Annotated in this window: 20 protein-coding genes; 2 read left to right on the plus strand and 18 right to left on the minus strand. The window is 44.1% G+C overall.

All coding sequences use genetic code 11. From position 1 onward, the window contains the following. Positions 1 to 142: 142 nt before the first annotated feature. From MHI01_RS04425 to MHI01_RS04470, 10 genes are all read right to left on the minus strand, one after another. Complete coding sequence (locus MHI01_RS04425; protein WP_127548339.1) at positions 143 to 1,504, minus strand: sensor histidine kinase; 1,362 nt, start codon at positions 1,502 to 1,504, stop codon at positions 143 to 145. Then, the gene (locus MHI01_RS04430) at positions 1,501 to 2,175 is read right to left on the minus strand and encodes a response regulator transcription factor (RefSeq protein ID WP_340982612.1); all 675 of its coding nucleotides are present in this window, start codon (positions 2,173 to 2,175) and stop codon (positions 1,501 to 1,503) included. The genes MHI01_RS04425 and MHI01_RS04430 overlap by 4 nt, the downstream gene beginning before the upstream one ends. A 162-nt stretch (positions 2,176 to 2,337) precedes the next feature. After that, entirely contained in the window at positions 2,338 to 4,425 is a 2,088-nt protein-coding gene (locus MHI01_RS04435) for a serine hydrolase domain-containing protein (protein ID WP_340982613.1), read from the minus strand. Between the two features lie 32 nt (positions 4,426 to 4,457). After that, positions 4,458 to 5,915, minus strand: a complete 1,458-nt coding sequence (locus tag MHI01_RS04440) for an alpha/beta hydrolase family protein (RefSeq protein ID WP_445744895.1) — start codon at positions 5,913 to 5,915, stop codon at positions 4,458 to 4,460. Between the two features lie 39 nt (positions 5,916 to 5,954). Beyond that, positions 5,955 to 6,875: an alpha/beta fold hydrolase gene (locus tag MHI01_RS04445; RefSeq protein WP_340020298.1), complete on the minus strand. Its 921-nt coding sequence runs from the start codon at positions 6,873 to 6,875 to the stop codon at positions 5,955 to 5,957. A 193-nt stretch (positions 6,876 to 7,068) separates the two neighbouring features. Further along, complete coding sequence (locus MHI01_RS04450; protein ID WP_405159269.1) at positions 7,069 to 8,055, minus strand: alpha/beta hydrolase; 987 nt, start codon at positions 8,053 to 8,055, stop codon at positions 7,069 to 7,071. Positions 8,056 to 8,273: 218 nt separating this feature from the next. Then, positions 8,274 to 9,644, minus strand: a complete 1,371-nt coding sequence (locus MHI01_RS04455; RefSeq protein ID WP_340982615.1) for a sensor histidine kinase — start codon at positions 9,642 to 9,644, stop codon at positions 8,274 to 8,276. Then, on the minus strand, positions 9,641 to 10,315 hold the full coding sequence (locus MHI01_RS04460; protein WP_017688634.1) for a response regulator transcription factor: 675 nt from the start codon (positions 10,313 to 10,315) through the stop codon (positions 9,641 to 9,643). Before MHI01_RS04460 ends, MHI01_RS04455 begins: the two co-directional genes overlap by 4 nt. Before the next feature lie 73 nt (positions 10,316 to 10,388). Further along, on the minus strand, positions 10,389 to 10,922 hold the full coding sequence (locus MHI01_RS04465; protein WP_282321526.1) for a GNAT family N-acetyltransferase: 534 nt from the start codon (positions 10,920 to 10,922) through the stop codon (positions 10,389 to 10,391). A 45-nt stretch (positions 10,923 to 10,967) separates the two neighbouring features. Further along, entirely contained in the window at positions 10,968 to 11,573 is a 606-nt protein-coding gene (locus tag MHI01_RS04470; RefSeq protein ID WP_047842851.1) for a TetR/AcrR family transcriptional regulator, read from the minus strand. Between the two features lie 282 nt (positions 11,574 to 11,855). On the opposite strand from MHI01_RS04470, the gene MHI01_RS04475 reads away from it, so the two are divergent. Then, positions 11,856 to 13,295 (plus strand): DHA2 family efflux MFS transporter permease subunit, encoded by a 1,440-nt coding sequence (locus MHI01_RS04475; RefSeq protein ID WP_237175774.1) that lies wholly within the window; start codon positions 11,856 to 11,858, stop codon positions 13,293 to 13,295. A gap of 98 nt (positions 13,296 to 13,393) precedes the next feature. Here the strand turns inward: MHI01_RS04475 and MHI01_RS04480 are convergent, their stop codons facing one another. The 3 genes from MHI01_RS04480 to MHI01_RS04490 form a co-directional block, all read right to left on the minus strand. After that, positions 13,394 to 14,629 (minus strand): cytochrome P450, encoded by a 1,236-nt coding sequence (locus tag MHI01_RS04480; protein ID WP_340982616.1) that lies wholly within the window; start codon positions 14,627 to 14,629, stop codon positions 13,394 to 13,396. A 215-nt stretch (positions 14,630 to 14,844) separates the two neighbouring features. Next, positions 14,845 to 15,132 carry a hypothetical protein gene (locus tag MHI01_RS04485; protein WP_340032909.1) on the minus strand — a complete coding sequence of 96 codons (288 nt, stop codon included), beginning with the start codon at positions 15,130 to 15,132 and terminating at the stop codon, positions 14,845 to 14,847. After that, on the minus strand, positions 15,129 to 16,271 hold the full coding sequence (locus MHI01_RS04490) for an NAD(P)/FAD-dependent oxidoreductase (RefSeq protein WP_340020292.1): 1,143 nt from the start codon (positions 16,269 to 16,271) through the stop codon (positions 15,129 to 15,131). Before MHI01_RS04490 ends, MHI01_RS04485 begins: the two co-directional genes overlap by 4 nt. Positions 16,272 to 16,567: 296 nt before the next feature. On the opposite strand from MHI01_RS04490, the gene MHI01_RS04495 reads away from it, so the two are divergent. Next, positions 16,568 to 17,383 carry an AraC family transcriptional regulator gene (locus MHI01_RS04495; protein ID WP_340020291.1) on the plus strand — a complete coding sequence of 272 codons (816 nt, stop codon included), beginning with the start codon at positions 16,568 to 16,570 and terminating at the stop codon, positions 17,381 to 17,383. On the opposite strand, the gene MHI01_RS04500 is transcribed toward MHI01_RS04495, so the two are convergent. The 5 genes from MHI01_RS04500 to MHI01_RS04520 all read right to left on the minus strand — a co-directional run bounded on the left by MHI01_RS04500 (position 17,380) and on the right by MHI01_RS04520 (position 22,456). Continuing rightward, positions 17,380 to 18,021, minus strand: a complete 642-nt coding sequence (locus MHI01_RS04500; RefSeq protein ID WP_127548321.1) for an HAD family hydrolase — start codon at positions 18,019 to 18,021, stop codon at positions 17,380 to 17,382. The two genes, MHI01_RS04495 and MHI01_RS04500, sit on opposite strands and share 4 nt — an antisense overlap. 28 nt (positions 18,022 to 18,049) lie before the next feature. Beyond that, on the minus strand, positions 18,050 to 18,643 hold the full coding sequence (locus MHI01_RS04505) for a DUF1349 domain-containing protein (RefSeq protein ID WP_340020290.1): 594 nt from the start codon (positions 18,641 to 18,643) through the stop codon (positions 18,050 to 18,052). Between the two features lie 94 nt (positions 18,644 to 18,737). Then, entirely contained in the window at positions 18,738 to 19,982 is a 1,245-nt protein-coding gene (locus MHI01_RS04510) for an MFS transporter (RefSeq protein ID WP_051449724.1), read from the minus strand. A 92-nt stretch (positions 19,983 to 20,074) separates the two neighbouring features. Beyond that, complete coding sequence (locus tag MHI01_RS04515) at positions 20,075 to 21,106, minus strand: zinc-dependent alcohol dehydrogenase (protein WP_340982617.1); 1,032 nt, start codon at positions 21,104 to 21,106, stop codon at positions 20,075 to 20,077. Between the two features lie 42 nt (positions 21,107 to 21,148). Further along, positions 21,149 to 22,456: an aminotransferase class III-fold pyridoxal phosphate-dependent enzyme gene (locus MHI01_RS04520; RefSeq protein ID WP_340982618.1), complete on the minus strand. Its 1,308-nt coding sequence runs from the start codon at positions 22,454 to 22,456 to the stop codon at positions 21,149 to 21,151. Positions 22,457 to 22,493: the final 37 nt, after the last annotated feature.

Raw genomic sequence — 22,493 nt, forward strand, 5'->3', positions numbered from 1 at the left:
GCTAAAGACAATATAACAAACCAAGATGTCCCCCTAATGACTGCAGCATGAACGGAGGATGAACAGGCAAAAAAAGTTTGCATCATCATACGCAAGGAGGTTTATATAGAGTGTCATAGCTAAGAGAAGACATGAAATCCAATCACTCTGTGGGTGTTGTGATTGGCAAGATGACTATGAAGGTCGTTCCTCGTCCATATTCGCTCTCCACCCGGATGTCCCCTTGATGAAGCGAGACGATCTGCTTTACAATAGCTAGTCCCATACCGCTTCCTTCATATTTCTGACTGTGGGAACGATCAGCTTTAAAGAAGCGGTCAAATATACGCTTTTGGTCTTCCGGGAGAATACCAATACCCGAATCCGATATGCGGATCGTCACGTTCTTGATATTCTGTTTGATCCTGATGCTAATTCGGGCACCATCTTCGGAAAATTTGATGGCATTGCCGAAGATATTGATCCACACCTGATTTAACTGGTCATGATTGGCCGTGATTTTGGTGGGCTGCAAATCAAGATCGAACTGAATGTTACGGGCCGACCATTGGGGTTGAATAGCGACGATTACTTGTCTGATCTGTTCATCCAGACTTAGCGTGGCGAGCCGCATTTGCAATGATTGAGATTCAAGCAAACTCAGCTTTAGCAGACTATCACTTATTTTGGACATTCTTGCAGTTTCAGTGATGATAATATCGAGATAATCGCTTCTTTCGTCATCCGGGAGGTCTACCTGCTTGAGCGCTATAGCAAAACCGGAAATGGAAGTGAGCGGAGACTGAACTTCATGGGACACGTTTGCTACGAATTCCCTACGCATCTGCTCAAGCTGCTTTAGATCGTGCATCATTTCTTCGAAACTACGAGCCAGAGCACCTATCTCACCCTTTTGTTTAATATTAAGCTTGACATTGAAATCTCCGGCAGCTATAAGCCGGGTCGCTTCTGTCAGCTTTTTGATCGGTCTCACCAGAAACATAGCCGCAATTAGTATCAATAGGCTTCCTGCTATTAACGAACAAATCATAAAAGTTAAAACAAACTTGATGAGAAATGAGGTGGAAGAGGAAGTGAGGGGCTCTACAAACATTGCTTTGCTTCCCATTTCAGTTTTTATCGGCAATCCCAAGAAGAACGTATCGATCCCATTGAATTGGACCCTTTCCCCATCCAGCACTTTCTTCACTTGTTCCGTCGTCACCGGGAAAGGATGTTGTTCTTTAAGTTCTCCGTAGGATTGGAATTGATCCGTTGCTTTATAGATTCGAATGTGATAGGAATTGAGTTGTTTCATTTCACTTATAAACATTTCTGCTTCATGTAACGGCAATGTCTCGTAGATGCGGACGATATCCTGGCCAAAGTCAAGCAAGGAGCCTTGTAAGTTTTCGTTTAATTTATCTTGAAATATCCAGGTTGTAGCAAGAAAAGAAAGGATTGTGCCCCCAATCACGGAGACCAGAAAGGTCAGGACTACACGTGTATAGAGGGAGCCGGTCACTCTTGCACCTCTAGCCGGTAGCCAAGTCCCCGCACCGTTTCGATACGAAAATCGGAGATATCGGCAAAACGTTCGCGTAGACGTTTAATATGCACGTCTATCGTTCGATCATCGCCAGTATAATTAATTCCCCAAACTTGATCGATTAATTGCTCCCGCGTATAGACTTGTCCCGGTAATCCAGCAAGTTTATACAATAATTCGAACTCTTTAAGCGGCAAGGTGAACGACTCTGTACCCCTCAGGACCTTATAAGTCTGCCGGTTCAGAATAACGTTTCCTAATTGGATGGTCTGCGTTAATCCTATACGGTATCGTTTCAACAGTGCCTTGACGCGAGCCATCAACTCAAGCGGATCGAATGGCTTCGTCATATAGTCATCTGTCCCGAGCTGAAATGCTTGTACTTTCTCCCAGGTCTCGTTTCTTGCCGTCAACATTAGTAACGGAAGATCCGGATTGGCTCTTCGAAGTTCCTCGCATAATGCCCAACCGTCCATGACTGGCATCATAATATCAAGAATAACCAAATCGACTGGCATGGAGGTATAGATAGCCAGGGCTTCCTTTCCGTCTACGGCGTTGATGGTTGTAAGTCCGTCGTTGCGCAAAAATAAACAGACGAGTTTGCGAATGTTCGCATCGTCGTCAGCAACCAATATCGTAGGCAACGTTTCCACTCTCCTAAAAAAGAATAATTCTTCAGTTGAGCAATAGCGAAGAATTCTAACTGAAGTGACAAACTAATTATAGTTAAATTGAACAAAAGCAGCCGATAACTTTGATCGGCTACTTTCTTAGTTTCTTTCATAAAACTAACTACGGCACAACATCTATTTTAATGAAATTTCGAAAGTGGAATCCACGTCACCTGCAAATACAATGCGGCCGTTTTCTGGTAATACAACCTCATTCTGACCGCTGACTACGGTGTGATTAATACAAATCCCCTTCTGATCATATACGGCAAAGGCGCCAGTTGCAGGCATTTTAACCGTCATGACTTTTCCTTTCACCGTTGCTGGTAACGAAAACCATCTGGCATATCCATCTGCTTGAATCGTTGCTAGAGATTGTTTACCCGAATAGAGTGGTTGTACCATTTCCTCACTGGCGTATATGCTACCAACGGCTGTAATGTACTCTACTCCGTTCTTTTTAGCAAAATAAATCTCCTTTGTATCACGTCCAGCCAGGCCAGGGATTTGCAGCTCCGTGACTGCTTCGTTTGCTCCAATAATCTTAGTATTGGATACATACCCAGGCGTCTCTTTGTCCAAATGAATAGGGAGAATTGGTGCCGAATTGAGATAAACCGTTGATGTATATTTCTCATTCAGAAGGTAATATTTTTTACCTTCACGTTTCTCCCATGAGGCCGTAATATCCTGGGATAATTCATTGGCTTCCAGCTTTTCCATTTTATATTCGGAGAAAGCCAATTGTCCAAGTCCTGGTAAGGATATATAAGATCGATACCACAGATAAGTCATTCCATTCTTCTCCTTAACAAATTTCAACTTTTCCGTGCCTTCATCGTTAACAAAAGTACCATCTGCTGTATAGGTGTATTTTTGAACCGGATCACTTGGAGCTGAAGGTGTGGATACAGTCATTTGTCCAGCAGTATTCATTTCGATCTTCTTAACCGAATTATTGCCGCCATATATACCTGCATTCGTGGCTATTTCTTTAGGTATATCTGCCTTCACTGGAACACCAAACGATTTTTCCGGCTTCCGTTCTGTAATAATGCCCTTTTCCTCAAGTGCGCTGAGTAATAATTCACTCGCAATGAACTGATCTTTGGCACTTGTCCCACCTGATGAGGTAACGGCTGCAGCCAGATTATATTCCGGCAGTACGACTAATGATGAGTGATACGATATGGTATCTCCACCTTTTGTTACTGCCTTGATACCATATTCACTGAATGGGTACAGATTTACACTATCCCACCCTAATCCGTAAGATATAGACGTATCGCCACCCTCTGGCCACATGCCTTTTTTGTATTCTTCTTGCGCCATGGCTTCTACAGACTTATCGGTAAGAATGCCTTGGACCTCTCCCGTGAAGATTTGTGAAAACTTCGCAAGATCTTCAGCGGTGGAATAAATGCCTCCAGTAGCGATAACATTATAATTCTCTTGTGGAAGCTGACCCTCATACATAGGAGAATAGATTCCCGCCATTGCTGCCGTGTCAACCACATCCTGTGGTGTTTTGGTATGTTTCATGTCCAAAGGTTCCGTAAAATATTGGTGTATAAAAGCTGTAAAACTCATGCCGCTAACACGTTCAACCATAATCTCGGATAACGTAAACCCATCGTTACTATACACCGAGAACTCGCCGGGATCTGCCTTCAGGTTTTGACTTGCCAATTGGTCCAGAAACGTATCATGTGAGTACGTATCATTATCCCCATACAATGTGGCATTACTGCCCGTGCCTCCCAGCAGACCGGAAGAATGATTCAACAGCATGCGTGGTGTGATTTGTTTGTAGCGATGATCTTTCATCTGAAAATCAGGTATATAGTTCACAACAGGCAGATCCAAATCCACCTTGCCTTCGTCAACTAACTTCATAACAGAAGCTGTGAGGAACATTTTACTCGTTGATCCTATGCCATAGATCGTATCCGGCGTAAGAGGCACCTTGTTGTTTTTATCGTTTTTACCCGTCTGACCGGACACCACAATCTCTCCACCATCGATAAGGGCATATTGCAGACTTGTGATTCCATGTTTCTCGGTGAGTAACTTGGCTTTCTCCATCACGGTTTTCTTGGTTGGTTCATACGTAAGATCACTGCTACTTGTAGTAGGCGCAGCCATTACAGACATTGGAGCTAACATCGTTAATGCCAGCGTTAACACGGCGATTGAAATGCGTTTTCCCTTTTGTCGTCCCATTCACATCATCTCCTGAATTTTAAGTGTTTTGGTTATTTGATTTCTTCTGGGTCTACAAATTTCACCTCCGGATACAAGTCGTTTGGTCCCTGAATGAGATCTCCACCCGTTCCTTTCAGTTGCTTGTTAAAGAAATCGAGTACATATTGATTTACGATGTTTGATCCTCTTTTACCATTGATATCTCCTGTGATACCGGACAGTTTAACCAGCTCTGAATAGAACTGAAGGTCCGTGAAATTGAAGTGCTGGGTTCCTTCTACATAGATCACTTTTCCCCCATGATTCATAACATTTTTCATAATGTGCAGCTCATCTGAAAGAGATTTAGTTACTTCATCATCCGAATTTCTATCTATTTCAAAGTTGGCGAACCACTCTTCAAAACTTCCCGATCGGATGAACATAAACGGCTTGTTTATATCATCTCTATTTTCCACTTCATATAGTGATCCATCCATATTAACTCCGGCCTTGATTCTCTGATCTAAATACGTTGCATTAAACGCGGTTGCACCCCCGAAAGAATGCCCCATCGCGCCGATGTGATCTAGATCGATTTTTCCTTTAAACTGACTTTCGATTGCACCTGAATTCAACTTTTCGATTTGATCGATTACAAACTCCACATCTTTCGTCCATATACTCCCTGTTTTTGTACGTTCATCTAGTGTAGTCGTACTTTTTTTGTAATCCGTTACACGGCCATCTGGAAAAAGGGTAGCAAAGGTGCTATACGTATGATCGATGGTGACCACGATATACCCATGACTGGCCAGATTCTCGGCCTGTGATACATGTAGAACTCTACTGGTTCCCATACCATGAGATAGTAGTACCACGGGATAAGGACTTGTAGAAGGTAATATTTCAACATCTTCATAAGAGTTGGTTTGACTATACTTCAAGTAGTCGAGCAAAAATTCGGGCAGTTTTAAAGAATTAGAGAAGCTCTGAATATACTTTTTGAACATTTCTTTATCTTTTGGAAACAGCGTGTCACGCTTGTTATTATTGCTGTTTTCAGTTGGGTACCAAACTTGAACCATTAGTTCTCTCTTATCGCTTTGATCTTCAGTGAAGATTTCGTCTCTGTTCTGGTCTGTTAAATGAAATGTTTGAGTACCCACCTTCTCTGGACCATCAAGCTTCGGCAGATTAAAAACAGGTAAGTATACAGACAAGACGGTAGAACCAACAAGCAGAATAACGATTAAGGAAGATAAACTATATTTCAAGAACTTCCCTATTTTAAGATTCGCCATCTTATCGGAATGTCTGAATAAAACGATGATTATGAATAGAGCCGTCATGATATATACCAAAAGCAACTGCCATCTGTATCCCTCAACAAACAATTGAACTAATAATATAACGCTACTTCCTATACCCAAACCCAAACCTATTTTCTTTGCACTTCTTTTAATAAATAGTAGGTCTATGAGTAACGCGAAACAGGATAGAACTAACAGTATCTCAAATAATCTCAATTGAATTCCTCTCTCTCATCACGGACTTTTACAGAATTATTATTTCGCTTCGTTCATGAATGCTCTAACATCTTCAGCTATTTCTTTGAATAACGTATGGTGCAAGTAATGTTCGCCATCCATGGTGATTACTTTCCCATGTACTGAATCTTTGATCTGCCCTTCATGCAGCGGTATCCATCCTTCTACACCTTCATTATTCGCTTGTACAAAGAGAAGAAGTGGCAGGTCTTTAGGGAAGGTTAAACCTTGGGCTCCTTTAAAATTGGAAGCAATATGGTCCATCTCATTCAAAGTCGTGGAACTGTTCGAGTTTTTATTCGACAGCATGTTCATCTGCTCTACGGTATGTTCATCAAATGCGAGTCCAGCATAGGGGTCACTACTAAATTTGACCACCAATCTTTGGAGACCTGATTTTTTAAGAAATGCGAACGTTTTAGTAGGTAATTTGGCATCCATACCCGGTTGTGTTGAAACACTGCTATCAATTCCGACAAATGCCGTGACCTCATCCGGATATTTGTTCACATAATCAATGCCATAAATGCCTGCAATGGAGTGACCCATGAGCATGTACTGATGAATATCGAGTTGCTGCAGAGCTTCATGAACTTCACTTACGATATTCTCTGTGGTTCGTTCTTTTTCAGTAGCATCACTTAATCCATAACCGAATGGCTCAACCGCCACAACTTTGTAATATGGTGATAGTTCGTCAATGAGCATCTTAAAATCAAGCGCTGGTGCTGCTGTTCCAAAACCAGGCAGAAGTACAATCGTTTCCTTGCCTTCACCTTGAATGAGTACATTCATATTTTTCCCGTCTACAGATACATGCTGACCATAGGAATCGATTTTCTTGGCCTCTGAATTACTACTGATCACATTGGTGATATAAACAATACCTAGAAATAGAATAATGGCGATTACGATTGCTCCTACTATTTTCAGTATCATGTTTCTCACTTTTTTGGCCTTTGATCTATTCTTTGTTTTCTTTTCCGCAGGCTGCGTCGTCAGTGTTATCTTCTCCTGTCTTGAACTGATAGTTCGATTTTCTTTTTTGCTACTAATGAAATCTTATCCAATGAAAATGTACTCCCCGTGACGTCAATATGAACTGAATATGAACAAGCCAATTCATTTATATTTACTGCTGCGTCATAAATCCCCTGAATTTTTCAGCAATTTCTTTGGCATGGGAACGATACAAATAATGATTTGCTTCCAGCAACACCACTTCACCACGCACAGAGTTCTCTATTAACTTCTCGTGTTCCGGAACCCAATTGTCTGCTGCCGGATGATTCTTTTGAACAAAGAAAAGAACCGGAAGATTAACAGGGAAAGTTAGTTGTTCAGATGCTTTAAAGTTGGAATACATACTTTCTGCCTCATTTAATTGCGTGGTATTATACATATTTTTGCGTATCAGAATGTTCAATTGTTCTTTCGTTTGCTCATCATAAGGCAGTCCATCATAAGGGTCAGCACTCAGTTTCAGTTGCACTCGGGCGAAACCCAAGTTGCGGAACCATTTAATCGGTTGTGTATCTGATGAATCAATCTTCTGTTCACTTATCGCTGGAACACTGCTATCCAGCCCAACATATGCACTTATTTCATCTGCATACTTGTTCACGTAATCCAGGCTATAGATCCCCGAAATGGAATGACCCATGAGGATATAACGATCAATATGTAGACGCTGTAACGCTTCATGAATTTCACTGACGATATTTGCTGTGCTGCGTTCCTTTTTGGTCTGATCGCTCAATCCGTAACCAAAGGGCTCAACAACGACAACTTTATAATATGGAGATAACTCGGAGATAAGAGGTTTAAAATCAAGCGCTGGTGCCGCTGTTCCAAAACCAGGCAGAAGCACAATCGTTTCCTCGCCTTCGCCTTGAATGAACACATTCATATTTTTTCCGTCTACGGATACATGTTGACCATACGGCTCCATTCTTTTTTGCTCCGAATAACTGCTGATTTTATTGACGGTATATACGATAGCTACAAAAAGTAAGATTGCTATAATGATTGCGCATAGTACTTTAAACAAAATACCTAACACTTTCTTGGTTTTGCTTTTACTCTGGACTCCTCTGTCTGCTTGTAGTTTCACATTCATCTGCTCCTATCCTCATCTGTATATTGGCCTGGCAGGCTGCTTAAGAAATCCTAATCAAGAAAGATGTACTCCCCATGACCGGAATATGAACGGAGTATGAACAAGCAAAAAAAAATGTCCTATGTAACATACAAGGAAGCTTGCATGTTACATAGGACATGAACATTTGGTTTAGATAATCCGATGGATATTCTATTCATTGACCCTATCCTGTGAGCCTAACTATCCGTTGGTGGATGGATGGGCAACGTGACAATAAAGGTCGTGCCTTGACCAGGTTCGCTTTCCACTTGGATGTCACCCTGATGAAGGGACACGATCTGTTTAACGATAGCAAGTCCCATACCACTCCCGTCATATTTGCGGCTGTGGGAACGATCTGCCTTGAAAAAACGGTCGAATATACGCTTCTGATCTTCCAGGGGAATTCCAATGCCCGTGTCGGATATTCGAACAGTCACATTTTTGAAGTCCTCTTCGATACTGACTTTAATCATACCGCCATCCTCGGAAAACTTGATGCTATTTCCGATGATGTTTGTCCATACCTGATTTAACTGATCGTGATCAGCCGTTACCTTCACGTTCTCCAAATCAAGCTCGAAATGAATGTTGCGCCCAGACCATTGCGGTTGAAGCGCCACGATGACCCGCCTGATCTGTTCATCAAGGCTTAAGGTGGTGAGCCGTAGTTGCTGTGACTGCGATTCAAGCAAACTCAGCTTCAGCAGGCTATCGCTCATTTTGGACATTCTTTTTGCTTCTGAGATGATAATATCCAGGTAACGGTTTCGTTCTTGTTCTGAGAGATTTACTTGCTTCAGTGCCGAAGCGTAACCGGATATCGAGGTGAGCGGAGACTGAACCTCATGCGAAACATTGGTAACGAATTCCCTGCGCATCTGCTCCAACTGCTGAAGATCATGCATCATTTCTTCAAAGCTGCGGGCCAATGTACCAATCTCCGTCGTTTGTTTAATGTTCAGCTTGACGTTGAAGTCTCCAGCTGCAATCCGTTTGGTCGCTTTGGTCAATTTTTTGATCGGTCTAACCAGATATACAGAAGCAACCACAATCAACAAACTTCCTACAATCAAGGAACAGCTTGCAAAAATCAACCCAAACTGGACCACAAAAGAGGCTGAGGGGGGTGAGAGTGTTTCTAGAAACATCGCTCTTGTACCCGTTTCCGTCTTGATCGGTAGCCCCAAAAGAACGGTAGCGATACCTTTAGGTGTGTCCTGCACAACCCCTCCGTTTAACACCTTCTTGAGTTGATCCGTCGATACGGGGGATGATTTATGTTCGTTGAGCTTCCCATAAGACTTGAAATTGCCCGTTGCATCATAAATTCGAATATGATACGAATCAAGTTGTTTCATTCTACTAACGAATGATTCTGCTTCATCAGCAGGCAGCGTCTTATAAATCTGCACAACGTCCTGGCCAAAATTGCGTATGTTAATTTGAGCATTTTCATTCAATTGATCTTCGAACATCCAGGTTGACATAAAAAATGAAATAATCGTGCCTGTGATGACTGACACCAGAAAGGTCAGAACAACACGAATATATAAGGATCTGATCATTCATAGACCTCAAGTCTGTACCCTAGCCCACGCACCGTTTCAATCCGAAAATCAGGTGTTGTCGCGAATCGTTCGCGCAGGCGTTTAATATGTACGTCTATTGTTCGATCATCTCCCGCGTAATCAATACCCCATATCTGATCGATTAATTGCTCCCGTGTATAGACTTGTCCTGGTGTTCCAGCAAGCTTATACAGCAATTCGAACTCCTTAAGTGGTAACGTAAGCGACTCCGTGCCTCTCATCACCTTATACGTCTGACGGTCCAGAATGACGTTGCCAAACTGGATTGTGTGTGTGGAGCCGATTTTGTATCGTTTCAGTAATGCTCGGACACGAGCGGTCAGCTCTAATGGATCAAACGGTTTGGTCAAATAATCATCCGTACCCAGTTCGAATCCTTTCACCTTCTCCCAAGTCTCTCCTCTCGCCGTCAGCATGAGTAACGGGAGGTCGGGATTGGCTCTTCGGAGTTCTTTGCACAGTGCCCAACCATCCATGACAGGCATCATAATATCAAGGACGACCAGATCCACTGGAGTTTCGCCATATATAGTGAGAGCTTCCTTACCGTCCGCAGCTTCCACTGTTGTGAATCCATCGTTTTTGAGAAATAGACAGACGAGTTCACGAATGTTCGCATCGTCGTCTGCAACGAGTATAGTAGCCATATGTTTTTTCTGTCCTCTCCGTTACGTTTAAATATATAGTCCAACTTGTATAGTAAATATTAAAACATCTTGCTTATAGTATATCCACAGCAAACATCGTATGTTCTTTCAACGTTCCCTGGATTGGCACAGGCTGTGACCCATTCTCCTTGAATCCTGCTTTTTGAAGGACACGAATGGAACCTGTATTATCGGGTACAGCGCCAGCTTCGATTCGAGTAATTTCAGTTTCGTGTTTGGCAAATTCCAGTACACATTGCAGGGCTTCGCTCATATATCCTTTTCCTTGATGCAGAGTATCCGTCACATAACCAACGATCCATTTTGGGGTAGAATCCAGTATGATCTCGAACAAAGAAATTTCACCGACGAGTTCATCCGTTGTATGTAGAAAAATACCAAAAGAATAGCGATTTCCTTCTTCTCTCTTCTTGTTCCAGCTCTCAATGAGTGACCTTTGCCCTTCCAAGCTGTAGAAAGACTCGTCCCGATCACTTGCTGATATGTTCTCTATTTCCCCACGGTTGCGAACCTGTAGATCCAGAAGCAATGCGGCATCATCCACATTCCAAAATCTCACATAGATACGTTCTGCACTATATTTCATCACATTATTCCTCCTCTATTAACGTTAGGTGCAATTGTAGCATGATTATATCAGGTCATTATAAGAGTACGAGCGGATCAACGAGAATTGTTTCGCCAGAAAATGCGGGGAATATGGCATATCATTACGCAACCAGGCAACGATGGTTCCAATCAGAGCCGAAGAACCGTACCATATTGCGATTTCTTTGTGAATGCCGGATTCTTCGAGTTCATCTTCCATCTCTACCCGATCAATTTTGGCTTTGACCAGCGTACTCAACAATTTAAGCAGTCGTTCGGTAAAAATCGGTGTGCGCTTTGTAGCAAGAACCACTTGATAGAACGAGGCGTTCTCTGCAAAATGCTCCAGTAACTTGACTAGAACAGGCCAAGCCTCTTCCGTTCTTTGTTTCTCAAAATGAGGGGCATATTCATCCACGATCCGTTCAATATTCTCAATCATCTCATCCGCCATCTTCTCCATCATATCCGTAATATCACGATAGTGCAGGTAGAAGGTTACCCGATTGATCGTCGCTCGTTCGGCAATTTTGTTGACTGACAACTTCTCAATATCCATTTCCTGCAGCAATTCAACAAATGCACCTCGAATTAACTGACGTGTTCGCAATATTCTTGGGTCCACGGCTGATTTCTTCTCGTCTTTCACGTGTATCCCTCCCATCAAATTTTAAACATTACAATTTTAAACAAACAGTCGTTTATTTTTGATTTACACAACAAATTCATTTTATTTGTAAAATAAACGACGAAAACACGTCATAACGTAAATTGTAATCTGTCCGAATATGTATATAATTCAATAAATACAATGTAAACTATACAACACGTTGTAAATTTAGTCACGTGTGGATTGAAAGGATGAAAAGGATTGAGTCAGGCTAGAGTACAAGAAGAATTATCCGTAAAGAAAGGCCCCATCCTGTTTATCATGATTTTGGGAGCCTTCCTTGCAACGTTGAATCAAACGATCATGAGTGTCGCTACACCGGAACTGATGGGTGATTTTAACATCTCCGCCGCAACAGCACAATGGTTAACGACAGGTTACATGCTGGTGAACGGGGTGCTTATCCCGATCACGGCCTACTTCATGCAACGCTTTTCAACCAAGCAATTATTCCAAGCTTCCATGTTTATTTTCCTGATTGGTACTATCGTATCTGCTCTTGCAGATAACTTTGGCACACTGCTGACAGGACGTATGATTCAGGCAGCGGGTGCTGGCATTATCATGCCGCTCTTAATGCACGTTATTTTGACCTTGTTTGCTCCTGAAAAACGAGGATCTGCAATGGGTATGGTTGGTTTTGCCATCATTTTTGCCCCTGCAATCGGGCCTACCCTTGCCGGTTATATCCTCGAGAACTACTCTTGGCAAACGATGTTCTACGGCATGATTCCATTAACTCTTATTGTCATTGCTTTTGCGTTTGTATACCTGAAGAATGTATCCGAACGGGTCAACACAAAGTTCGACACAATCAGTGTGGTGCTCTCCACGATCGGATTTGGCGCATTGCTCTATGGTTTCAGCAGAGCAGGAAGTCTGGGATGGTCAAGTGCAGAAGTTCTTATCTGCATTGGGGCTGGAATTGTTTCTCTTGCCCTGTTTACATGGAGACAGCTCGTTTCTGAAACTCCGCTGCTTGATCTGCGGGCATTCAAATACAACATGTTCTCCTTGACCACGGTCATTAGTATCGCGATTACAATGATCATGTATGCTGACATGATGTTGCTTCCCTTGTATCTCCAGAACGCACGTGGTTACACTGCACTGGAGTCCGGATTATTACTCCTTCCGGGTGCTCTTGTCATGGGCTTCCTGATGCCAGTAGCCGGAAAATTGTTTGACCGATTTGGAGCGAAATGGCTCGCTGTTATCGGGATGGTGATCACCATCGTGACAACAATTGGTTTCATCGACTTAACGGATTCAACCAGTTATGGTTACCTGGTATTAATGTCTACCGGCCGCCGAATTGGTATGGCTCTGCTCATGATGCCGATTCAGACTGCGGGACTTAACCAACTGCCACCAAGACTTGGTGCACACGGTACAGCTATCTCCAACACCGTCAGACAAGTGGCTGGTGCTGTAGGTACTTCATTACTCGTAAGTGTCATGACCTCCCGTACAACAGCGCACGTACAGGATATGATGGCGACTGGTGCAGCCAATGGTCTCAGTCAAAAACAGCTTGCTACAGAATCCATGATCCAGGGTATCAATGATGCTTATGTTGTTATCATCGGTATCGCTGTTGTGGGATTGGTCCTTTCCTTCTTTATCAAACGCACCAAACAAGCCAAAGAGGAAGAAATCAAACAGGTGGTAAGACAAAAAGTTTCTATGAATTCAAATTAAGGTGTCCAACCTCATACTTGCTTGCATAACAAAGCGGCAGATCAAGACGTTTACGTCTGATCTGCCGCTTTTTAGGTTGTGTCCCGTATGATTCCTTCTCACTCCGCAACGATCTTCACTGGCAGATGGGTCAATGACTGTCCCGGAGCTGAAGTGGCCAGATTATTCTCCAGATCAAAGGACTCCACCGGTTCAATCCGAGCAATCTTCTCCACAAATGCTGTCAAGGCAATGCTTAGTTCCATTCTTGCCAGCGGGGCCCCTAGACAAAAGTGTGGGCCATTACCAAAGGTAAGATGTCTTTTGTTATTACGACGATGAATATTCAGCTCAAAGGGGTCTTCAAACATCTGCTCATCCATATTGGCTGCACTCATCCAGGAGATGACAACATCTCCTTTTTTCAAATCCACTCCGAGCAGTTGATTATCCTGCTTTACTGTCCGATGCCGCTTGGCATTATGGAACCTATAACGAAGCATTTCTTCCACTGCGAGCGGAACCCATTCGGGGTTCTGCCTGAGTTGGCCATACAAGCTCGGGTCATCGTAGAGGAAGGAATAGAACGTATTTGAAACCATATGACTCGTTGTCTCTATAACGGCTCCAAGCAGAAGCATGGTCGTGCGAACAACCTCATCCTCCGTGAACTTCTCCCCCTCAACATCCACGTTCAACAGATCGGTAATGATATCCTCACCAGGATGAGTCCGTTTATGAACCACAATAGGATACAGGAATTGATAATACTCTTGAGCGGCAGTTTGCTTTTTCAGTTCACTCTCCTCAGCCGTCTTGGGATTGATGGGTTGAAACAGAATATCTACCCAGTTCTTGAAGCGATGGCTGTCTGTAAGAGGGATGCCAAGCAGATCGGCCATAACCATCGAAGGTAGCGGAGCGGCCAATGCTTGAACAATATCAATGGTCGTATTTGGCTCAATATCGGCTACCAGCTGCTCTGCAATGTTGCGAATTCGTGGCTCCCAGTTTTTCAGACTACGCGGTGTAAAAGCAGCGGATAACAACGAACGACTTTTTTGATGACGGGGAGGATCGATACTTGATATGTTTAATTTGTCTGGAGGTGTGCCTTCATTGTTCTTTGCTCCAACGGCAATGGTCGTCCGGGTTCCTTCGGCCGAAAAATACTCATGATTACTGAGAACCTGCTTCACATCATCGTATCTGAACACATTCCATGTGTCTGTATCTTCGTGATAGTACACTGGTTGCTCAGACAGCATTTTTCGAAACCAGTGAAGTGGGAAAAACTCTTCAGATCTCGACTGAAACCCCGTAATGTCCTCAACACGTATCACTTCTTTATACATTTGGAATCCACCTCTCAGCATAGTTTCGTGATTGGTTACATGGGTATCTGAATTGACAGTTCAGCACCTGATTCCATTTTATACCATATGTTCACTTATTGATATAAACCATTTGAACAAAATCAGAAAAACCCCTTAATATAAGGGGTTTTCGTTTTATACGTATCGTATATTATTTCTGTCGATGTCTCAGAGAGATAAGCCATACGAGCCGATCAATCGCCTAGTCTCGCTAATGCTTCCTGTAGTTGCTCCAGTTGTTCAGACAGGGTTTCAATCAAGTTCTTCGTTTGGCTTGCCTTCTCCATTAAGACTTGCTCTTCAGAATTGTCTTCGGATGCATTCCTGATTGGTGATGACTTCAATTCCGACAATTCGCTTTTGTATGTTTCTTTTTTCTCCAAAGCTATGCGCAGTTTTTCTTTTGTCGTACCGATCTGATGCTCCAGATATACGATATCGGACGAGTTCGCTCCATCGGATACACGTTGTGAATATGTCATGACTCACCTCTTTCAATTTCATCCATTGCTTTGCCAACAGTGTAGGGCTCAATATCGATATCCAGCTCCATGCCGAGAGCTAGTTTCGCCAGTTGACTCCCGATAAAAGGACCCATGGTCAATCCAGAGGCTCCAAGTCCATTCGCGGTAATCAGACCTTGCCAGCCTGGGACAGCCCCCATTACTGGCAGAAAGCCAGGTGTGAACGGACGGAACCCAACTCTTACCTCCTGGAATGTGCTATTGGCTAGCCCCGGCGCCAGTTCCAGACCTTTATTCAAAACTTCCTGCATGCCCCCTGCAGTTACTCTTGTATCATAACCCTCCACATCACTTTCATGAGTGGCACCAATCACAATCTTCTGTTGATCAAAGGCCAGCAGATATTGATCAGAAGGTGGCATGATCACAGGCCAGCGGCCTGTATCCTCCCCATCCGTGACATGTAGATGCATAATTTGTGCCTTTTGATAATGCACTTTAAAGTGTATGCCGAGTGGCTTCAGCAGTTCGTTGGCCCATGCACCTGCACAGACAACGACTTCATCTGCCAGGAAACTCTGATCATTAACACTCACACCAATGACCCGATCTGCTTCGAATTGAAGCGTGGCGTCTCCATGGATCACTTCCGCTCCATTTCGCTGTGCAGACCGGATCAATGCATCGCGCAGCGCTCTTCCATCTATACGTGCAGCACCACTGATATGTACCGATTGATAACGTTCATCCAGCAATGGAAAACGTTCACGGGTTTCTTTGTCATCTAGAGGTGTAATGTCGCCAATCTCCGGCGCATCTGTTTTGCGAAGACGGGCCCGCTCTTCCATCTTGTTGATTTTGTCCACGTCCGTATGAATACTAAGCGCGCCCACTTGAGCATAACCGGTTTCCGTTTCTCCTTCGGCTTTAAGCTCCGCTATGATGCCAGGATAGAACCGCGCACCAGCCTTGGCGAGCTGATACCAATCCTGATTACGTCGCTGTGACAGCCATGGACAGATGATACCGGCAGCTGCATCCGTTGCCTGTCCTATATCTTTTCGATCTACGATGATGACCTCTGCGCCATGTTTGGCTAATTGATAGGCTGTTGATGCCCCCAGAATACCCGATCCGACTACGATGACTTTCTTCATGTTTGCATCCCTTTCCTTAATCACTCATTCGTTATAGCGTATACCGTTTCGCATTCTGTTGGCAAGGCGGGCGTACTTTTAGATCCATAAATCAAAGGCTGATCAGACCACAGTTCATACTCATTCATCCAATTAATAATTGTTGAAGCATTTATATGAAAACGTTTTATATATTGCCCGTCATTAAATTAAAATTATTCCATTTATGTAATATAATTCTTTCTAGGTTTCTTTTAACGCTGTAACCACGCCACTTACGCACATGATCCTTTAACGAAAAGAGGAATAACACGACGATGCCGAAACCTAGTATGGGGAATCCACTGGATACCGATATGCCGCTCATGATTACAGGGCAAAACCAGTTGACCGTTGATGAATTGATGAATTGGAGCGACCATTCACGGGATTACAGCATTGTACAGTGCATCGGAGGAACAGGGCGAATCGCAGCAAAGAATCATGAATTTTCGATCAAAAAAGGGACCGCTCTCATTTTGTTCCCGGAGGTAACCTACCGTTACCACAATCTGAGTGATTCATTACGATTTGATTGTCTGTCTTTCAATGGCTATTTATTGCCACGGTTCTTGCATACCTTGCAGATCGGGGAGCTGCGCGCCTTCAAGCCGGATGGAATGCTTCATATCCTGTTGCGTGAAATTACGTTGGCGCTGCAGTCCCGGCACAAGGATCAGATCTGGCACGTATCCGCATTACTGTACATGCTTTTGGTCAGATTAACCATTGAAGGTGAACGCTATAGTGCTTACGAACGTTCTGATGCCCGATTAAGATTGGATGAAATCATTACTTTTATCAAACAAAATTATCATCAGGATATTTCTCTCCCCATGTTGGCTGAGCAGATGGACGTTACCGAGCAACACCTCAATCGGATATTCAAAAAAGAATTTCAAATGACTCCACTAGAGTATCTGATGCGATATCGGTTGTTGAAAGCCAAGGAAATGCTCATCGAAAATAACGCTACGACCGCTCATGAAATAGCCAAAGCCGTTGGTTTCAACAGTGCCAGTTACTTTGGATCAGTGTTCAAAAAATACGAAGGGATCTCCCCTATCGAGCTACGCAAGCAGTATCTGGATTAAAGCGCCTCCATATCGATCTCGGCCAGCGAGGATAACCGCAGTTCATGCATGGCGAATTCCAGACCACGCGTTACCTCGTTAGGTACGATGATACAACGAATACCTGCCGCATTGGCTGCCTTCAAGCCATTAGGTGAGTCTTCGAACACAATCGCTTCGGAAGCCTCGATCCCAAGACTCTGGAGAGCAAGAAGGTACAGTTCAGGGTCCGGTTTCACTCGTTTCACATCCTCGGATGTATGAACGACTGTGAAATAATCGAAAATGCCTAATTTCTGCAAGTAACCATGCACCCAGTCCCGTGTGGAGCTGGAAGCAACCGCTAGCTGAATCCCCTTTTCCCTCGCAGACTGAAGCAATTCATATACCCCCGGAAGAATGGCAGCCTGTCCCAAATAGACTTCGTATTTCTGTTCAGAGAGAAGTTTGATATGATCATGATCTATCTTTTTTTGGAGCGCTTGCTCCAGATACAGAAATGGATGAAATTCCTCAAAGGATGTCCCCACATTTTTCGACCATAGCTCCAGACCAAGTTCAACTCCGTGCTCTTCATAAATATCCCGAAACGCATAATACCAAGGTGTCTCTGTATCAACAATGAGTCCATCAAAATCAAATATAAATGCTTTTACCATGAACCTGTTCTCCCTCCAGGGGAGCGGATTAGAAACGTGCGGTCAAGTCCGGATGAGTAACGTTCACCGATAAAAAGTGACACGTACAGCCCGTTCCAGTTGGCGACTGAACAACTAATCCAGCTCGAAGTTCCCCTTGTATCGGCATGCCGAAATAACGAATTAGTTTCCACTCATCCCCATCGGGTGAATAAAAGAATGATATGCAGCCCTCTACTTTGCGTATACGCAGATAGGGATTAGGTACGGAGACTTCAACCGAATTACAATCATCGGATGAACCATCACGTGTCACCACCGACACGATGGTAGGCGCTTTTCCATCATATTCAAAACAAATTTTGCACCAGTTACGATCATCCGCCATCACCATCAGACATCCGGAATCATATTGATTTTTCATATCAACGGTTAATTGGGTTGTGATTTCGAAGTCCTCAGGCACAGGTATGGACAGAAATGGTGCGGTTGCACGAATATGCTTGCCCGCAGGGTCTTGGAAAAAGTCGGTGTCCGCCTTCGCTTCCACCAGCACACCTCCCTGATCCGTGTAGGACCAGATTTCGGGCTCGTTCATCCAACTCCATTGCTTCCGTGCTTCTGTTGTCATTACGTTAGTCATTTGTTAGCAGCCTCCCAAGTTAAAATATGTTCTAGAGGTAGTTCTATTTTTTTCTGTACTACATATTCGCTCCAGATACAGTAAACCCCTTTTTCTACATATTTTTGTAAGGTTCCAGCACTTGGGAGTGCTTTTGCGGATCTGGCAGGAAGAACATGATGACCATGAGTACAACATATAGACCAAGAATGACGCTGAATAACAGTGTTGGATTGTGATGGTAGAGCAGGCCCGTCAGGTAACCGGATGGAATGGCTGTAAGCGTCATGACGGTCTGCACGGCCGAGAACATATCGGCTTTCTCATGCGTACCCAATCGGTTCATCAGCAGGGAATCCCGGTACGTCTGCAAAATGAAGTTACCCGCAGCGAGCACTATTAGCGTGAGAAACAACATCCCTATATTCCCCACAGGGATCAACAGAAACAGAATGGCTCCGGCCGTGCTAAGCACGATGGAAAAACCAACATACTTTTCTTCCGAACGCCGTTTCAATCGCGGAATGATGACCAGATAGAGCAGCATGACGGTTACCGCAGTCACTACTGGGATAAACGAAATGACACGGTCATCAAATTTCAACTGTTCCTTGAAGAAAATGACCTGAAAGAAATTCAGCTGCAAGATCAGATTGGACAACACCGTGATCAGAATAATCGGAAAAAGTCTCCGTTTGTAGAACGATTTTCCAAACAGGCGCAGACTGGAACCCAAGCTCTGAAGCACGCGGGTTTTACTATGCAATCCCATAAGTTCCTTGCCGACCTCGGTCTCATCCGTGTATCGGTTACGAATGAAAAACATGGCGGTCATGAGGATGCCTCCGACAAAGTAAATGCTGGCGAGTGTAGGCACAATACCATAATCAGCAATGACCACCCCGGCAATAGGCGTGAGTACACCTGCCCCTGTAATAATCATGTTGAGAATGGCAAACACCTTCGATCGTTTGTGTTCCTCCACATCCTCTATGATCAGACAGTTAAAGGCGACCGTTACAAACTTGGATGTTGCATTCAGTAAATAAGCGATCAGGAACAGCCAGAAGTTCTGGGAGAAGGCCCAGATGAACATGGGAACACTCCAGGCAAGCAGATCAAAAATCAGTGTTGTTCGTTTCCGGCCCAGCTTATTCGTAATGGAACCCGCAAACAATTGAAAGATAAAGGCAAAATAAAGATTCACCGAATTGATTAAACCGATTTCTATGTCCGAAAGTCCGGCTTCCTTCATATATAAAGGAGCGTAAAAGAGAACGATCGTGCCCGGAATGGCCCATACCGGTTCGAGTAAAATGGAGTAGCGTGGATTCTTCGGCAAATCTTGAAGCAATTTCAATCGATATCCCTTCCTTCTGCGGTTTTCACCGCTGCGAATTCAAACTTCTCGCAGCGGCAAACCCGCTAATGTCTACATGCTTATCGTACCTCTTATAGGATAAGAGCTGTTTTGACCGAATTCATCGGCAACTTCTCTCCAGTATGCATGTCATAACCAATCGTTCCATTAAAGGCCTGTTCATAATCACTCAGCAGTTCCTTGGCTGTCACCATCTGTTCCAGTTCCGGGATGCTTTGGGCAAATTTCAGTGCCGTACTGATCATCGAGTGATTAGCAACTGCACCGATGATACTAATACCATCATTAATCACGGCTGTTGATTTGAACGTCACCTCATAGCTGTCGTCATATCCCATAGGAATAATTTTGCCGCCTTTGGCAATCAACTCAAACCCTACATGAAGTTGGTTACCAACCGCGTCCACTACAATATCAAACTTTTTGTTATTATTGATCTCGTATACTTTATCCAGTGTCAGATCCTGAGGATAAAACACATGATCCGCGATTCCTGAAGCGAACTCTTTGCGGTATGGATCAACTTCCGTACCTACAGTAAGCCTTGCCAATCGTTTGCTAACAAGCTGACACAGGGAACCGATTGCACCAGAACCGAGGACCAGTACGGAGTCACTTGGCTTAGTCCCTGCTTTCATGAACGTCTGAAGTACACATCCCAGTGGTTCGATCATCATGGCCGTTTCCCAACTCATGGAATCCGGAATGGCATAGATATACTTTTCGTCCCCGACAAAATATTCAGCAAAGGTTCCGTGTGTCGTCATCCCTACTTGATAATCATCAAAATTCTCGCAGTAGATGAACAGACCCTCACGGCAGTATGAGCAGGTACTGCAAGATTGCGTGGGATCAACCAATACCCGATCACCGATCTTGAAACCACGAACTTCGTCGCCCACCTCAACCACTGTGCCTACGCCTTCATGACCAATGATCGTTCCTTTATTCGCAGGCACTTTGCCTTTGACAATATTCAGATCTGTACCGCAGATGCCGGAACCATAGATTTTAATTTTTACCTGGTTTGGCTTTTGGATGGTTGGCTCCTCAATCTCCTGGTAAGTCACCTGTTTGAGATCCTGATATACGAGTGCTTTCATTGAATAATTCCTCCTAGTCGATTGTCGATTATGATCTATGGATTAAGCTTCAAACGTTTTCGAAAGTTGCATCGCATGAAGATGTTCTTGCTTCTGAATCTCTTTCCAGTCTGACAGGATCTGCAACAGCGCTTCCTCGACCCACAGTAATTCTTCCCGTGTATGGGCATCAGAGAAAATAAAGTATCCTTTGGTGAAAATACCGAAGTGAGCCATTCTCTTCACCATGAACTCGCGGAAAGGATCGGTTTGGAAGTTATCTTCAGCCAAGGATTGAATGCAGAAGCTTGCATATGTCCCTCTCACTTCCAATTGATCCGTCAATCCGAGTAACACAAGTTCAGATTCCAGACGATCCATGATCCGGGTTGCCGGATCACGCCAAGTCGGCCATACTTTCGCATTTTTCATTAATCGTTCACAGGCAATGGCTGCCGCGAGCGCTGTCGTTTCACTGGAATGGGCATTACTGAATCTGACCTGTCCTGACAAAGACATTAAGTGCTCAGGCCCCATAACCGCTGCGAGCGGTAAACCGTTGGCCATACCTTTAGAGATACAGAGCAGATCAGGCCAGATGTCATATTCTCCTGCTGTAGCCTGCTTGCCCATTCGAATACCGGAAGTTACCTCATCGAATATGATAATGATGTCCAGAGACCGACATAGGTTTACGGCTTGCTCCAGCGCGTCCTTTTTCCACTCGTTGGGGCACAGAACAATACATGCGATATCCTCGGGAGATGCGGTAATCTGGGCCTCAATTCGCTCCGTAGTAGGCTTGTTGATCCAGATCGTTGAACGCTCGATATCCACCGGGATGCCACGTTCTTTCGTCTGGCCACCATAATAACCGTAGGCAGACCAGTCGTGCCACCCATGATACGCTGTTGCAATAACCTTGCTTTTGCCACTAGCGGCACGGGCCAGACGCACGGCCCCACTCACTGCATCGGCCCCACTCTTAGTGAAGCGCAGCGATGGATAACGACCGTCGAACCGCTCCAGAATCAACTCCGCACATTCAAGCTCGATGTCGGCAGGTAAAGAAAAGCTTGTCCCTTTTTTCAACTGGTGAATGACAGTTAATTGGACTTCATGTCTGGCATGGCCCCATGGCGCCGTACCCATGGCCATTTCGCAATCCAGCCATTCATTTCCGTCGATATCTGTAAATCGGGAATTATAAGCCTCTGCACAACATACGGGGGTATGGCCCGGAAATAAACGTTCAGGTGCTTTGGCTAAAGTGCTGCATCCGCTCGGAATTACCTTCTCGACTTGTTCCAACCACTCCAGATTACGGGTAAACCGTACGGCACGATCGAGCGTGCTCTCTTTTTCTTTCACCTTAAGTACCTCCCTGTTTATTTTCGTTGTGAGTGAA

Origin of the sequence: Paenibacillus sp. FSL M7-0656, from assembly GCF_038003225.1 — a bacterium.
Lineage (GTDB): Bacteria > Bacillota > Bacilli > Paenibacillales > Paenibacillaceae > Paenibacillus > Paenibacillus amylolyticus.

Coding starts and splice junctions, on each gene's coding strand:
- MHI01_RS04455 (WP_340982615.1), bottom strand. CDS start 9,644: ATGATCAGATCCTTATATATTCGTGTTGTTCTGACCTTTCTGGTGTCA.
- MHI01_RS04500 (WP_127548321.1), bottom strand. CDS start 18,021: ATGGTAAAAGCATTTATATTTGATTTTGATGGACTCATTGTTGATACA.
- MHI01_RS04460 (WP_017688634.1), bottom strand. CDS start 10,315: ATGGCTACTATACTCGTTGCAGACGACGATGCGAACATTCGTGAACTC.
- MHI01_RS04465 (WP_282321526.1), bottom strand. CDS start 10,922: ATGAAATATAGTGCAGAACGTATCTATGTGAGATTTTGGAATGTGGAT.
- MHI01_RS04475 (WP_237175774.1), top strand. CDS start 11,856: ATGATTTTGGGAGCCTTCCTTGCAACGTTGAATCAAACGATCATGAGT.
- MHI01_RS04480 (WP_340982616.1), bottom strand. CDS start 14,629: ATGTATAAAGAAGTGATACGTGTTGAGGACATTACGGGGTTTCAGTCG.
- MHI01_RS04505 (WP_340020290.1), bottom strand. CDS start 18,643: ATGACTAACGTAATGACAACAGAAGCACGGAAGCAATGGAGTTGGATG.
- MHI01_RS04450 (WP_405159269.1), bottom strand. CDS start 8,055: ATGAATGTGAAACTACAAGCAGACAGAGGAGTCCAGAGTAAAAGCAAA.
- MHI01_RS04485 (WP_340032909.1), bottom strand. CDS start 15,132: ATGACATATTCACAACGTGTATCCGATGGAGCGAACTCGTCCGATATC.
- MHI01_RS04490 (WP_340020292.1), bottom strand. CDS start 16,271: ATGAAGAAAGTCATCGTAGTCGGATCGGGTATTCTGGGGGCATCAACA.
- MHI01_RS04515 (WP_340982617.1), bottom strand. CDS start 21,106: ATGAAAGCACTCGTATATCAGGATCTCAAACAGGTGACTTACCAGGAG.
- MHI01_RS04435 (WP_340982613.1), bottom strand. CDS start 4,425: ATGGGACGACAAAAGGGAAAACGCATTTCAATCGCCGTGTTAACGCTG.
- MHI01_RS04495 (WP_340020291.1), top strand. CDS start 16,568: ATGCCGAAACCTAGTATGGGGAATCCACTGGATACCGATATGCCGCTC.
- MHI01_RS04445 (WP_340020298.1), bottom strand. CDS start 6,875: ATGATACTGAAAATAGTAGGAGCAATCGTAATCGCCATTATTCTATTT.